The organism is Corallococcus sp. CA041A (genome assembly GCF_003612075.1).
In the GTDB taxonomy this organism is placed as follows: domain Bacteria; phylum Myxococcota; class Myxococcia; order Myxococcales; family Myxococcaceae; genus Corallococcus; species Corallococcus exiguus.
The window spans coordinates 1-12,123 of sequence record NZ_RAWF01000291.1; the positions used below are offsets into that span (position 1 = coordinate 1).

The 12,123-nt window shown below is 70.1% G+C and carries 12 protein-coding genes and 1 pseudogene; 4 read left to right on the forward strand and 9 right to left on the reverse strand.

The genetic code is table 11. The features are described from left to right. The 7 genes from D7V77_RS35285 to D7V77_RS35315 form a co-directional block, all read right to left on the reverse strand. Positions 1 to 1,576 (reverse strand): PEGA domain-containing protein (locus D7V77_RS35285; protein ID WP_233597432.1); only part of this gene is annotated, 1,576 nt, incomplete at its 3' end. A gap of 67 nt (positions 1,577 to 1,643) precedes the next feature. Beyond that, complete coding sequence (locus tag D7V77_RS35290; protein WP_217279565.1) at positions 1,644 to 2,963, reverse strand: S41 family peptidase; 1,320 nt, start codon at positions 2,961 to 2,963, stop codon at positions 1,644 to 1,646. Between the two features lie 111 nt (positions 2,964 to 3,074). Continuing rightward, positions 3,075 to 3,935: an alpha/beta fold hydrolase gene (locus D7V77_RS35295; protein WP_120580665.1), complete on the reverse strand. Its 861-nt coding sequence runs from the start codon at positions 3,933 to 3,935 to the stop codon at positions 3,075 to 3,077. 87 nt (positions 3,936 to 4,022) lie between these two features. Then, positions 4,023 to 5,159 carry a murein hydrolase activator EnvC gene (locus tag D7V77_RS35300; RefSeq protein ID WP_172815253.1) on the reverse strand — a complete coding sequence of 379 codons (1,137 nt, stop codon included), beginning with the start codon at positions 5,157 to 5,159 and terminating at the stop codon, positions 4,023 to 4,025. Then, entirely contained in the window at positions 5,156 to 6,058 is a 903-nt protein-coding gene (locus D7V77_RS35305; protein WP_120580666.1) for an ABC transporter permease, read from the reverse strand. The genes D7V77_RS35300 and D7V77_RS35305 overlap by 4 nt, the downstream gene beginning before the upstream one ends. Then, on the reverse strand, positions 6,055 to 6,747 hold the full coding sequence (gene ftsE / locus D7V77_RS35310; protein WP_120580667.1) for a cell division ATP-binding protein FtsE: 693 nt from the start codon (positions 6,745 to 6,747) through the stop codon (positions 6,055 to 6,057). The genes D7V77_RS35305 and ftsE overlap by 4 nt, the downstream gene beginning before the upstream one ends. Before the next feature lie 101 nt (positions 6,748 to 6,848). Continuing rightward, on the reverse strand, positions 6,849 to 7,328 hold the full coding sequence (locus D7V77_RS35315; RefSeq protein ID WP_120580668.1) for a hypothetical protein: 480 nt from the start codon (positions 7,326 to 7,328) through the stop codon (positions 6,849 to 6,851). A 270-nt stretch (positions 7,329 to 7,598) separates the two neighbouring features. Here D7V77_RS35315 and carF point away from each other — a divergent pair, with 270 nt between their 5' ends. Continuing rightward, positions 7,599 to 8,456 (forward strand): plasmanylethanolamine desaturase, encoded by an 858-nt coding sequence (gene carF / locus D7V77_RS35320; protein ID WP_120580669.1) that lies wholly within the window; start codon positions 7,599 to 7,601, stop codon positions 8,454 to 8,456. Between the two features lie 27 nt (positions 8,457 to 8,483). Here carF and murI read toward each other — a convergent pair whose 3' ends face one another. Then, positions 8,484 to 9,299, reverse strand: coding sequence for a glutamate racemase (gene murI, locus D7V77_RS35325; RefSeq protein ID WP_120580670.1), 816 nt, complete (start codon positions 9,297 to 9,299; stop codon positions 8,484 to 8,486). Positions 9,300 to 9,431: 132 nt separating this feature from the next. Then, positions 9,432 to 10,442, reverse strand: coding sequence for a hypothetical protein (locus D7V77_RS35330; protein ID WP_147452264.1), 1,011 nt, complete (start codon positions 10,440 to 10,442; stop codon positions 9,432 to 9,434). 159 nt (positions 10,443 to 10,601) lie between these two features. Between D7V77_RS35330 and D7V77_RS35335 the strand changes: the two genes are divergently transcribed. The 3 genes and pseudogenes from D7V77_RS35335 to D7V77_RS35345 all read left to right on the forward strand — a co-directional run. Continuing rightward, a complete protein-coding gene (locus D7V77_RS35335) occupies positions 10,602 to 11,315 on the forward strand; it encodes a MotA/TolQ/ExbB proton channel family protein (RefSeq protein ID WP_120580672.1) in 714 nt (237 codons plus the stop codon). A 12-nt stretch (positions 11,316 to 11,327) separates the two neighbouring features. After that, entirely contained in the window at positions 11,328 to 11,822 is a 495-nt protein-coding gene (gene tolR, locus D7V77_RS35340) for a protein TolR (protein ID WP_120580673.1), read from the forward strand. Positions 11,823 to 11,825: 3 nt separating this feature from the next. Continuing rightward, positions 11,826 to 12,123 (forward strand): annotated as a pseudogene (locus tag D7V77_RS35345) (energy transducer TonB); the annotation flags it as partial.

The window sequence follows — 12,123 nt, forward strand, 5'->3', positions numbered from 1 at the left end:
CGGTTGCAGAGCCTCGAAGAGAGCACCTGCGTTGCGGCCGAAGTCGACGCCCGGGAACCAGCCACGGAGACGAGCCACGAAGTCGTAGACGTCCGTAAAAGCACCGCCCTGCTCGCGCTGCCGGCGCGGCCTTCTCCACCGGGGGGCTCGCGGGGGCGCTGGACGACGAACCCCCACCCTTCTTGTAGAACGCCAGGTAGCTGCCGGCGCCCGCGGACACCAGACCCGCCAGCACGCCGATGTCCGCCACCAGCGCGTACGTCTTGCCGGTGCTCTTCAGGTCCTCCGCGCGCGTGCTGCCCTGCGGCGCGGTCTTGAACGCGTCCGACTTGGAGGAGGCCTCCAGGCCGAAGTAGATGCCGCCCGCCAGGAGCGCCACGCCCGTGGCCAGCAGCACGTAGCCCGCGGTCTTGCGGCTCACGCCTCCGCCGCCAGCGAAGTGCTTCACCGGCTTGCCGTCGACGCGCGCCGCGTCCTGGCCGACGAGCCCCGTCAGCAGCGCCTCGGAGCCCGTGGCCATCGCGTCACCGCGCGGCACCTGGCCCATCGCGTACGCCAGGTTGTGGCCGTCCGCCACGTCCATGCGCAGGCCGGTGACGGTCAGGGGCGCGTTGCCCGGACCGCCGCGCACCAGCAGCGCCAGCACCTGCGGCACGTCCGCGAGCACGCCCAGTTCCTGCAGCGCCTGGTCCCGCTCCTCGTCGTCGGCGTTCTTCGCGATGCGCTCCACGAGCGCCGCGTAGCGCTGCTGCACCGGCAGCTTCGCGAGCGTGAAGGAGGACTCGCCCTCGCGCGCCCGGCCTTCCGTCACGGCGTAGCCCGGCGCCACCAGCGTCACGTAGTGGTCCGCGCGCGTCAGGCCGGTGAGCGCCAGCGGGGACACGCCCCGGTAGGTGCCGTCCACGAACACCTGCGCGGCGGCGGGCTGCGAGCTCACGTTCAGCGTGGCCTGCGCGCCCTCCAGCTGCGACTTGCGCTCCTTCTCCACGAAGGCGACTTCCTCGGGCGGGAAGAAGTTGGGGTTGAAGGTGGCGCGCGGATCCACCGCGAGCACGCCGCGCATCTCCAGCTCCGCGGCCTTGTTCTCCCCGTTGGCCACCTGCGTCGCGGCCTTCATCACCCGCGCGCGGCTGAGCAGCGGGAACGCGCGCGACAGGTCCGCCTGCTCGTAGGCCTTCACCGCCCTGTCGAAGCTCTGGAGCGCCTTCACGGTGTCCAGTTCGTCGTAGGCCTTGGCTCCGTCCTTGAACGCGGCGTTGCCCTCCACCGCCTTCGTCTGGCGCGCGGTCGCGCCCTGGGCGTCCAGCGCGTCCGACAGACGGACCAGCTCCAGCCGGCCGGAGCGGGCCACGGCCTGCTCCGCCCAGTGCGCCAGCGCCAGCGCCTCACCCTCCAGCGAGGCATCCACGGGAATGGCCACCACCGCCACGCGGGGGCCCGCCGCCGTCGGCAGCGTTCGCGGCATCAGCCGCAGCGGTACGTGTTGTTGCTGCGCGGCCGCGGGGCCCACGGCCAGCATTCCCACCAGCCAGCCACTGAGCGTCGCGTGCAGCGCGCGATTGAAAGGACGTCGCATCCGGTCTCCCTCGTTGCTGTGCGCATTACACGCACTGCGAGGCGGAACGCCAGCCTCGAAAGGGGTTTCAGCGACCCGCGGTGCTCCCGGTGGCCCGGGACGCGGGCCCTGGCGCCAACCCATGGAGGTAGTTGAGCGCGACCTTCAGCTGTGGATCCGCGAGCTTCGCCGTCACCGCCCAGTCCTTCAGGTTCGCGGGCAGGGTCCGGGGATGGGCGGCGACCTCCGACGTCGTCTGGGACGGCTCCGCCTTGAAGTGGCCCCGCAGGTCCTTCTCCCGGGGTGCGTCACTGCCCGCCTTCCCTGTGGAATCCTCCGGCACCAGGAAGTCCGGGGTGATGCCCTTCTCCTGGATGCTGCGACCCTTGGGCGTGTAGTAGCGCGCGATGGTGAGCTTCAGGCCGGAGCCGTCCTCCAGCTCGATGATGGTCTGCACGCTGCCCTTGCCGAAAGTCTGCGTGCCCATGATGACCGCGCGGCCGTGGTCCTGGAGCGCGCCCGCGACAATCTCCGACGCGGAGGCGCTGCCCGCGTTGACCAGCACCACCAGCGGGTAGTCCTTCTCCGTGTCGCGGTCCCGGCTCTTCTCCTCGGAGGCGTTGCGGCCGTCGCGCCCGCGCGTGGACACGATGGGCAGGTTGCCCGGCAGGAAGCGGTCGCTCATGGCCACGGCCTGGTCCAACAGGCCGCCGGGGTTGTTGCGCAGGTCCAGCACCAGGCCGTCCAGCTCCTTGCCGCCGTTGAGCGCGCGCAGCCGGTCCAGCTCCTTCTTCAGCGACTGGTCCGTGCGGTCCTGGAAGTTCTTCACCTTCACGTGCCCGATGCCGTCGAAGAGCGCGCTCTCCACGGACACGATGCGGATGTGGTCGCGCAGGATGGCCAGCTCCCGGGGCGCGTTGAAGCCCGCGCGCATGAGCGTGAGCAGCACCCTGCCCCCCGCCGGCCCGCGCATCTTCTGGAGCGCGCGGCCCAGGTCCATGCCCTGGGTGCTCTCTCCGTCAATGGCGAGCAGCTCGTCCCCGGCCTTGATGCCGGCGCGAGCGGCGGGCGTGTCGTCGATGGGCGCCACCACTACCAGCCGGTCGCCCTTGCGCGCGATCTCGATGCCCAGGCCGCCGAACTCACCGGACGTGTCGATCTTCATCTCCCGGAACACCTCCGGGGGCATGAAGAGCGTGTGCGGATCCAACGTGTCGAGCATCCCCTGGATGGCGCCCTGGATGAGCGTCTTGCGGTCCACGCTCTCCACGTAGTTGTTCTCCACGTAGGAGAGCACGCGCGCGAACAGCTCCAGCTGGCGGTACGCGGACTCCTCCCGGCCGGCCGCGTCCCCTGGCTTCTGCGCGAGCACAGGCGCGCCCCACAGCAGGAGCGCTGCGAATCCCATGCGCCACGGCTTCGGGAAACGGATCACGTGAGCGCGTCCTCGGGGGTCGGGTGGAAGGGGCCGTCGCAAGGCCCCCGAGTCTACACCCGGCCCGCCGGACGATTCCCGCCCTTAGAGGCGAGCCCGGTCCGCGAAGCCCACCAAGTGGGACACGAACGCGTCCGGCCGCTCCATCTGCGGCACGTGGCCAAAGCCCTCCACCACGTGCACCTCCGCCTGGGCGGGCAGGTGCTGCCGGTACCAGGCGAGGATTTCCGGGGGCAGGAGCCGCTCGCTGCCGCCCCAGAGGAAAAGCACCGGCATCTTCAAATCCCGCACCGCCTGGGGCGCGATGCTCGCCTGCGTCGCGAGCGCATCCGCCGCCAGCGCCTGCACCGTGGGCGTCGTGTAGAGCCTGCTCAGCGCCGGCGCGAGCAGCAGCGCGCCCAGGGGCGGCCGGTGGAAGAGCTTGCGCGTCAGGGCGCGGACATCCGCGCTCGACTTCACCGCGAAGTGCCCCAGCAGCGCCGCCAGCGCCTGCGGCGTCAGCTCCGCGCCCGCGGGGGCCACCAGCGCCAGCGCCTTCACCCAGGCGGAATGCTCGGAGGCCAGGTTGACGGCCATGGCGCCGCCCAGCGAGTTGCCCACCACGAGGGCGGGCGTCTTCACCACCTGCTCGAAGTAGGCGCGCAGCACGTCGAACTGGCCCTGCACACAGGTGGGGCCGCCGCAGTACTCGCCAGAGAAGCCGTGGCCCGGCAGGTCCGGCGCGAGCACGCGGGAGAAGCGCTTCGCCAGCCCGAAGAACGTGCGCCCGAAGCCGTTGGCGGACCCGCCCAGCCCGTGCACCAGCACCACCGGCGGACCCTTGCCCTGGCCCTCCAGCGCGTAGTGGTGCACCGCCTGCCCACCCACGTTCACCGTCTCCGACTCCACGCCCCGCGCCACCAGCACGCGGCGCATCGCTTCCTGCATCCCACCCATCAGGTCCACGCGAAGGCCTCCTTCCTCACCAACGACCGCTGCCCCGCACCTTCTAACGCCTCCGCGTCTTGGACGCAGCGCATCAAACAGACAATGTCAGGGCGTCCCGGCGGCGGCGGTCGCGGGGGCGAGCCAGGGGGCGGGGTCGACGGCCTGCCCGGCGCGACGGACCTCGAAGTACAGGTAGGCGCCCTTGAGGGAGCCGGTGTCTCCCACCTCCCCCACCACGTCGCCCGGAGTCACCCGCGCGCCCACGGCGACGGCGATGGTGGAGAGGTGGGCGACCAGGGTGTGGAAGTCGTCGCCGTGGTCGACGATGAGCAGGTTGCCGTAGCCGCGCAGCCAGCCCGCGTAGACGACAGTGCCCTCGGCCACCGCGTTCACGGGGGTGCCCGCCGCGGCGCGGATGTCCACGCCCTTCTGCACGGTGACGGTGTTGAAGCGTGGGTTCACCACGCGGCCGAAGCCCACCTCCACGATGCCCGTCACGGGCCGGGGCAGCTTGCCCTTCAGGGCGCCGAAGCCGCTCGTCGCGGGGGCCTCGTGCAGGTCCACCAGCATGCGGGTGAGCTCCGCGTCCGCGCCTTCCAACTCGCGCACGGCGCGCTTCGCCAGCTCCGCTTCGCCGGCCAGCTTCCCCACCACCTCCTCCAGCGCCTCCTGCTGCGCCTGGGCCTGCTTCGACTGTTGCTGGAGGAAGGCCACGCGCTGCGACAGCGAGGTGTGCAGCCGCTTCAGCTCCAGCGTCGCCTGCCGCTGGAGGGTCGCCACGTGCTGCACGGTGCGCAGCAGCTCCAGGTCGCCCGCCATGCTGGCCTCCAGCGCGCGGGCGCGCCACATGAGCGCGGCGAAGTCGTCCGCGGACAGGAGCACCTCCAGCGGGCGGCGGCGCTGGAGCCGGTACAGGGTGCGCAGACGCGGGGACAGCCGGCGCAGCTGGGCGCGCAGGGCTTCGCGCAGCACGGCCTCCTCTCGCTCGGCCAGCGCGACGCGGCGGCGGAAGAGGTTCAGGTCGCCCTCCAGCGCGCGCACGCGGCGGCGGGAGAAGGCGGCCATGTCCTCCATCAGCTCCATGCCCTCCAGCACGGAGAGCTTCTTCGCCTCCACCAGGGCCAGCGTGGCGCGCTGCGCGGTCAGCTTCTCGCGGATGGCCGCGCGCTCCGCCTCCTCGTCCGGCTGGGCGAACGCGGCGCTCGCGCCCAACAGCGCCATGAGCCAGACGAGCCGTCTCATACGCGCAGGAAGCGCCCCACCGCGACGAAGCTGCCGCCCAGGCCCAGCGCGCAGCCGGCCGCGAGCAACTCCAGCGCGGTGCGCGTCTCCACCCACGGCGCGGCCACGCCCGGCCCCAGGAGGAACGCGAAGAGCGAGCCCAGCGTGGGCCCCAGGAGCCGGCCGAACAGCCACAGCCCGCCCACCGCCACCAGCGCGCCCAACAGCCCCTGCAGCAGTCCCTCCAGGAGGAACGGCGCCTTCACGAAGCGGTCGGTGGCGCCCACCAGCTTCTGGATTTCAATCTCCTCGCGCCGCGAATAGATGGCCAGCTGGAGCGTGGCCGCGACGATGACGATGGTCGTCCCCAGCACCACCACCAGCGCCACCAGCGCCCCGAAGCTCAGCGCGCGGGCGATGGCGGACAGCCGCTCCACCGCGGCCTCTCCGTAGTCCACGCCGGTGACGCCGGGCAGCGCGCGCAGCTCCTTCGCCAGGGCCGACAGCGCCGCGGGGGAACGACGCGCCTCCGGCACGCGCAGCTCCAGCGTCGCGGGCAGCGGGTTCTCCGGCAGCTCCGACAGCGCCTCACCCAGGTCGCCCAGCTCCTGCTTGAGCCGCTTCAGCGCCGCTTCCGGCGGCACCACCGTCACCTCGCCGTGGCTCAGCTCCACCACGCGCGTGTGGACGCCGTGCACCTCGTCTTCACCCAGCTGCGGCGCCAGGTAGAGCGTCACCTCCACCTCGCCGCCCAGCGACGCGAGCAGGTTGTCCACCACGTGCGACGCGCCCCGCGCCAGCCCCGCCGCGAACAGCGCGATGGCGATGGTGGACACGGCGATGAAGTGCACGAAGGGCGCGTGCTTCAGCCCCCCGGCCGCCGAGCGCCAGAAGTAGGCCACCTTCGACAGCACGCTCATACCAGCATCCGCCGCGCCGCCTTGACGCCGTCCTCGTCGGAGACGATGAGCCCGCGCTCCAGGCGCACCGTGCGCTTCTGGTAGCGCGACAGGAGCGTGGCGTCGTGCGTGGCCACCATCACCGTGGTGCCCCGGATGTTGATGTCCGTGAGCAGGTCCATGATTTCAACGGTGAGCGCCGGGTCCAGGTTGCCCGTGGGCTCGTCCGCCAGGAGGATGGTGGGGTCGTTCACCAGCGCGCGCGCAATCACCACGCGCTGCTGCTCTCCACCCGACAGCCGCAGGGGCAGCGAGTTCGCCTTGTGCTCCAGCCCCACGAGCTTGAGCATCCGGTGCACCTTCTCGCGCGCATCCGAGCGGGGCACACCCAGCACGTCCAGCGTGAAGCCCACGTTGTCCGCGACGCTGCGGTGGGGCAGCAGCTTGAAGTCCTGGAACACCACGCCGATGTTGCGCCGCAGGTACGGCACCGCCGACTCGCGGATGCGCGCGATGTTCTTCCCGCCCACCAGGATTTGACCCTTGGTGGCCTTCTCCCCGCAGAAGATGAGCTTGAGCAGCGTCGTCTTCCCGGCGCCGGACGGGCCGGTGAGGAAGACGAACTCGCCCTTCTCCACGTTCAGGTTGATGTCCTGCAACACCGGCGGATCGCCGGGATACGCCTTGTAGACGTGGAAGAACTGGATCATGTCCGGAGAAGCGCGAGGCCCTCCGGGCAGCGTACCACGCCCCCGGAGCCCGCCCAGGAACGGGCCGGGCATCGCCGGAGGACGGCACCGCGCGAGCGGCCTTAGGAGGGCTCGCCCTCGCTCGCCAGGTAGCTGAGGATGACCTCGTCCAGGCTCTTCTCGGAGATGAGGTCCTCGCCGAAGAGCGTCTCCACGCCCACCTCGTTGATGCGCGGCTGCGCGGGCGCTTGCGGCGGCAGCTTTGGCTGCGCGGCCATCTCCGCGTCCGTCGCGAGCTGGCCGGGCTGGTACGAACGGACCGTGGACTCGTAGTTGTCGTACACGCCGTTGATGAGGTTGCGCAGCATCTCCTTGTGCTGCTCCTCCATCAACTCGCGCACAACCTCCGCCAGGTTCTCCGCGTTGAGGATGTCCGCGTAGGACGTCTTCTTGGACGCGAGGATGTTCCCGCCCACGAACAGGTGGGTGATGATGTGGGGGTTGTTGACGCCCGAGTCCTCGGTCTGGACGTGGTAGACCTTCCCCTTGTGCTTGATGTTGTGATTGAAGCCAGTGACGGCTTTTTCGAAGGTTTTCGCCATTGCCGAGGTCGGGCACCGTAGCAGCGGGGTCCAGGCTTCACAAGGTAAGCGTCACGCGCTCCGCACCTCTTTTTTGTGCGTGCCTGCCCGCTTCCCGCCGGTGTGCGTCCGCCACCTTCTGGCACCCTCCGTGTACGGATCCACACGTGGACACCAGCCTGGCGGGCACGGGCGGCTCTGTTGAAAAGCTGAAACGCCCTGGGGTACGTAAACCCCTCTGACGATCGCGCCGTCAGTCCCTCCCTCCCTGCCGCGGCCGGAACACCACCGATGAAAAAGCCGGACACCATCGCGGAAAAGGTCCGCCTGCAGGATGCCCAGGCGCTCGCGCAGGGCTACTCGCCCGCCATCCGCGCCATGGAGATTGCCTCCATCATCGCGTTCGTGGGCCTGGAGAGCGTGCTCGTCTACAAGCTCTGGAGCACCCACCACACCGGCCCGTGGATGCTGATCCTGGCGGTGGTGCTGGGCTACCTGGCCGCGGACTTCGTGTCCGGCTTCGTCCACTGGATGGGCGACACGTGGGGCTCCACGGAGATGCCCGTCCTGGGCAAGGCGTTCATCCGCCCCTTCCGCGAGCACCACGTGGACGAGAAGGCCATCACCCGCCACGACTTCGTGGAGACCAACGGCAACAACTGCCTCGTGTCGCTGCCGGTGGCGGCGCTCGCGGTCGCCGTGCCGCTCGCCGGCCCGGGCTGGGTGTTCCTGGCCGCGTTCCTGGGCGCGATGATCTTCTGGGTGATGGCGACCAACCAGTTCCACAAGTGGTCCCACCTGGATGAGCCGCCCGCGATCATCAACTTCCTGCAGCGCGTGCACCTCATCCTGCCGCCGGACCACCACCGCATCCACCACACCGCGCCCTTCAACCAGTACTACTGCATCACCGTGGGCTGGATGAACCGGCCGCTGAAGATGATCCACTTCTTCCCGCTGATGGAGCGGCTCATCACCTGGGTCACCGGTCAGCTGCCGCGCCAGGATGACATCGGCACGGAGGCCGCCCAGGCGCTCGTCGCCGTGGACGGCGCCCAGGAGGTGCCGGTCATCCAGGCGGCCAAGGAGCTGCTCAAGTCCTCCGCCGAGGAGCCCACGGCGAGCGTCTCCACGCCCCCCGTGCGCTGAAGGCCGGGCCCCAGGCGGCAAGGCCGCCTAGAAGCGCAGGTCCACCTGCTCCGCGGAAGGAATGGGGCGCCCCAGGAAGCGGGCCCCCACCTCCACGAAGCGCTCCGGCACGTCGGTGACGAAGAAGGCGTGCTCGGGCGCGCCCACGGACGCTGGCGCCAGCAGCCCCTTCTCCTCCAGCAGCTGGGCCACCGCCTCCGCCGTGGCCTCCGCCGAGTCCACCAGCGACACGTGCGGCCCCACGACCTCGGCGATGACGCCCTTGAGCAGCGGGTAGTGGGTGCAGCCCAGCACCAGCGTGTCCACCCCGTCGCGCGCGAAGCCGGCCAGGTACTCGCGGGCCACGAGCAGCGGCACGTCGCCGTGGGTCCACCCCTCTTCCGCCAGGGGCACGAAGAGCGGGCACGCCATCGCCTTCACCGCGACCTTCGGGTTGCCCGCCTCCAGCGCCCGCTGGTACGCGCCGGAGCGGATGGTGCCCGGCGTCCCGATGACGCCCACCCCGCCGCCCCGGGTGCGCTGGAGCGCCGTGCGGGCCCCGGGCTCAATCACGCCCAGCACCGGCACCGGCAGCGCGGCCTGGAGGGCGGGCAGCGCCGCGGCGGAGGCCGTGTTGCACGCCACCACCAGCAGCTTGATGCCGCGCTCCAGCAGGAACTCCGCGTTCTTCAGCGAGTAGCGCGTCACCACCTCGCCGGACTTGGTGCCGTAGGGCACGCGCGCGGTGTCCCCCAGGTAGAGCGTGCGCTCGTGGGGGAGCCGCGCCATGAGCGCCTTGAGGACCGTGAGCCCTCCGATGCCGGAGTCGAACACGCCGATGGGACCGTGGCTGTCTTGCCGCATGGGGTGAGTCCCTATCACGATTGATGCCAACGCCCCCCGCACCGCCCGGGTGTCCCCCGGAACGCACGAAGGGCCGGAAGCCTGGAAGGCCTCCGACCCTTTCATGCCGCCCGGCCCGGGTGGGCCCCGCGACTACTGCACGCGGTCGAGCGGAGCGATGGCGGCCTCTCCCGCGCTCGGGAAGTCGTGGGCGTAGACACGCAGGCTCAGCATGTCCGCTCCCCGGGGCGAGATGTAGCGCCGGCCGTTCGTGCCGTTCGCCTGCAACGACACGAAGTACTCACCGGGGCGCAGGAACTCGAAGACGGCCGGGGACTGGCTGCAGGAGAACCACTGGCCGGCCTCTCCGTAGACCCACTCGTTGGTGTGCACGTCCTGGAAGTTGATGCCCACCTCGCTCACGCCGGCCTGGTTGCAGTTGAGCCTCGTGTTGCCTTCGTAGAGCTGCCAGCCCACCGCGGCGCCGCCAATGGCCCAGGTGTTCGCCGTGATGGAGGCCGGGATACCCGCCTGCGAGGTGAAGCCGCCACCGTAGTAGTAGAGGGGCCGCTCGAACGAGTCGACGCCCACGATCTCCAGGTAGTGCTGCCCGGGGGCGAACTCCGGCGTCTCGATGTAACGACCCTCGCTGCCCTGGTTGCAGTTGAAGCGCCCCCACGGGCCGTCATCCACGCGGGCATCCACATAGGCCACCCCGGCCTGGCCGCAGGAGGGGTAGTACGAGCCCGCCTCCGTCGGGAACAGCCAGTTCACATAGGCGTAGGCGGTGGAACCCGTGCGGCCCGTGTTGAAGTTGATGGGCACCGCCGTGTTGCCGTCCACCGAGAAGGTGCCGCGGTACGAGTAGACCGCCACGCCGTCGTAGTCCACCGCCTGCGCCGTGAACGAGTACGTGCCGGGCGCGAAGTCGTGCAGGACGATGCCGTCGAAGCCGTTCGCCGAGCAGGGGTACTTGCCGTCACCCTCGAGGATCTCGCCGTCGATGTAGATGTCCACACCGTCGATGTCCCGCATCTGGCCGCAGGTGGCGCCATCGAAGCTCCACGACATCCGGACGTCGCCGGGGTAGCGGTTGTCTTCGATGATGCAGCCGGTGAGTCCAGAGGAGAGGCAGAGGAATGCGGCGAGCGTTCTCGCGTTCATGGTGGGCATCCGTGGTTCGGTTTCGGGAAGTTGAGGTCGTCGGCCCGTAACAACCCTCCAGACGACCAGCCCCGGGAATTATTCAGTGCCGTCCAAAGCAGCCGGGCGTCGTAAGCATGTTTGACCCACCCGAGGACGGAATGTTACGCGCTGGACCCCATGATACCCCACCTGCCACTGGCCTTTGGCGCCATGAACTACGTGGAGATCATCCGCGACGCGTCGTTCATCGAGCTCGCGGTGCTCCTCCTCCTGATGGGCGTCTCGGTCGCCTCCTGGGCCCTCATCGCCATGAAGGCCACCCAGCTGTCGCGTGCCCGCGCCCAGTCGCTTACCTTTCTTGACACGTTCTGGAAGGCGTCCCGGCTGGAGGCCATCTACCAGTCCGCCCAGAAGCTGGAGGGCTCGCCGCTGTCGAAGGTGTTCTGCGCGGGCTACGAGGAGCTGAGCAAGCTGGCGCAGACGGACAACAAGGAAGGCGCCGAGGCCGCGATGAGCGCCAAGCTGGGCGGCATCGAGAACGTGGAGCGCGCGCTCAACCGCGCGGCCACGGCGCAGATCACGGAGCTGGAGAACCGCGTGTCCTTCCTGGGCACGGTGGGCGCAGCGTCTCCGTTCGTGGGGCTGTTCGGCACGGTGATTGGCATCCTGGGCGCGTTCAACAACATCGCGGAGCAGGGCAACGCCACGCTGGCCACGGTGGCGGCGCCAGTGGGCAACGCGCTGTTCGCCACGGCGGCGGGGCTGTTCGCGGCCATCCCGGCGGTGGTCGCGTACAACTCGTTCGTCAGCCGCATCAAGGTGTTCGACACGGAGATGTCCAACTTCTCCGCGGACTTCCTCAACATCATCAAGCGGCACTTCTTCCGCTAGGGGACCCGTCACATGGGCATGGGCGGAGGCAAGGGCGGTGGTGGCCGCACCACGATGAGCGAGATCAACGTCACGCCCATGGTGGACGTGATGCTGGTGCTGCTCATCATCTTCATGGTGACGGCGCCCCTCATCCAGCAGGGCGTGAAGGTGAATCTCCCGGAGACCAAGGCGGCCCCGGTGGAGGCGACGGAGAAGAAGGTCGTCCTCTCCATCGACGCGGGGCGCAAGGTCTACATCGGGGATGCGGAGGTTCCGCTGGAGGAGCTGGAGACGAAGCTCGCCGCCAACGCCAAGGCGCAGGCGGACAAGGAAGTGTACCTCCACGCGGACCGCGACGTGCCGTACGGCGTGGTGGTGGAGGTGATGGCCGCGGCCCAGCGCGCGGGCATCGCCAACGTGGGGATGATCACGGAACCGGCCACGGGCTCCAAGGCGTCCAACTCCGGCAAGGCCGCCCCCGCCCCGTCCGGCGCCAAGGGCAAGCCCAAGGAGGCGAAGCGCTAGCCCATGAGTTCCGCGGTGACCCACAGCCTGCTGGTTTCACGGCCCACGCGGCTGTCTCGCTTCCTCGTCGTCTCCGTGGTCGGGCACGTGGCGGTGGTCGCCGCGGCGCTGCTGTACGCGGGCTTCTCGTCCGCGCCGAAGGTGAACCTGGACCAGAAGCCCATCAACGCGTCGCTGGTGCGGCTGGGCAAGCCGCGCGACCCCAAGCTCCTGCCGCGCAAGGAAGTGGCGCAGCCGCCGCCCAAGGAGGTCGTGGCGAAGCCCACGCCCACGCCGCCCGCGGAAACGCCCGCGCCCTCCC

Excerpts from the sequence above, each read along its gene's own strand:
- D7V77_RS35290 (WP_217279565.1), bottom strand. The coding sequence starts at position 2,963 with ATGGGATTCGCAGCGCTCCTGCTGTGGGGCGCGCCTGTGCTCGCGCAG.
- D7V77_RS35300 (WP_172815253.1), bottom strand. The coding sequence starts at position 5,159 with ATGAGACGGCTCGTCTGGCTCATGGCGCTGTTGGGCGCGAGCGCCGCG.
- D7V77_RS35305 (WP_120580666.1), bottom strand. The coding sequence starts at position 6,058 with ATGAGCGTGCTGTCGAAGGTGGCCTACTTCTGGCGCTCGGCGGCCGGG.
- ftsE (WP_120580667.1), bottom strand. The coding sequence starts at position 6,747 with ATGATCCAGTTCTTCCACGTCTACAAGGCGTATCCCGGCGATCCGCCG.
- D7V77_RS35315 (WP_120580668.1), bottom strand. The coding sequence starts at position 7,328 with ATGGCGAAAACCTTCGAAAAAGCCGTCACTGGCTTCAATCACAACATC.
- carF (WP_120580669.1), top strand. The coding sequence starts at position 7,599 with ATGAAAAAGCCGGACACCATCGCGGAAAAGGTCCGCCTGCAGGATGCC.
- murI (WP_120580670.1), bottom strand. The coding sequence starts at position 9,299 with ATGCGGCAAGACAGCCACGGTCCCATCGGCGTGTTCGACTCCGGCATC.
- D7V77_RS35330 (WP_147452264.1), bottom strand. The coding sequence starts at position 10,442 with ATGAACGCGAGAACGCTCGCCGCATTCCTCTGCCTCTCCTCTGGACTC.
- D7V77_RS35335 (WP_120580672.1), top strand. The coding sequence starts at position 10,602 with ATGATACCCCACCTGCCACTGGCCTTTGGCGCCATGAACTACGTGGAG.
- tolR (WP_120580673.1), top strand. The coding sequence starts at position 11,328 with ATGGGCATGGGCGGAGGCAAGGGCGGTGGTGGCCGCACCACGATGAGC.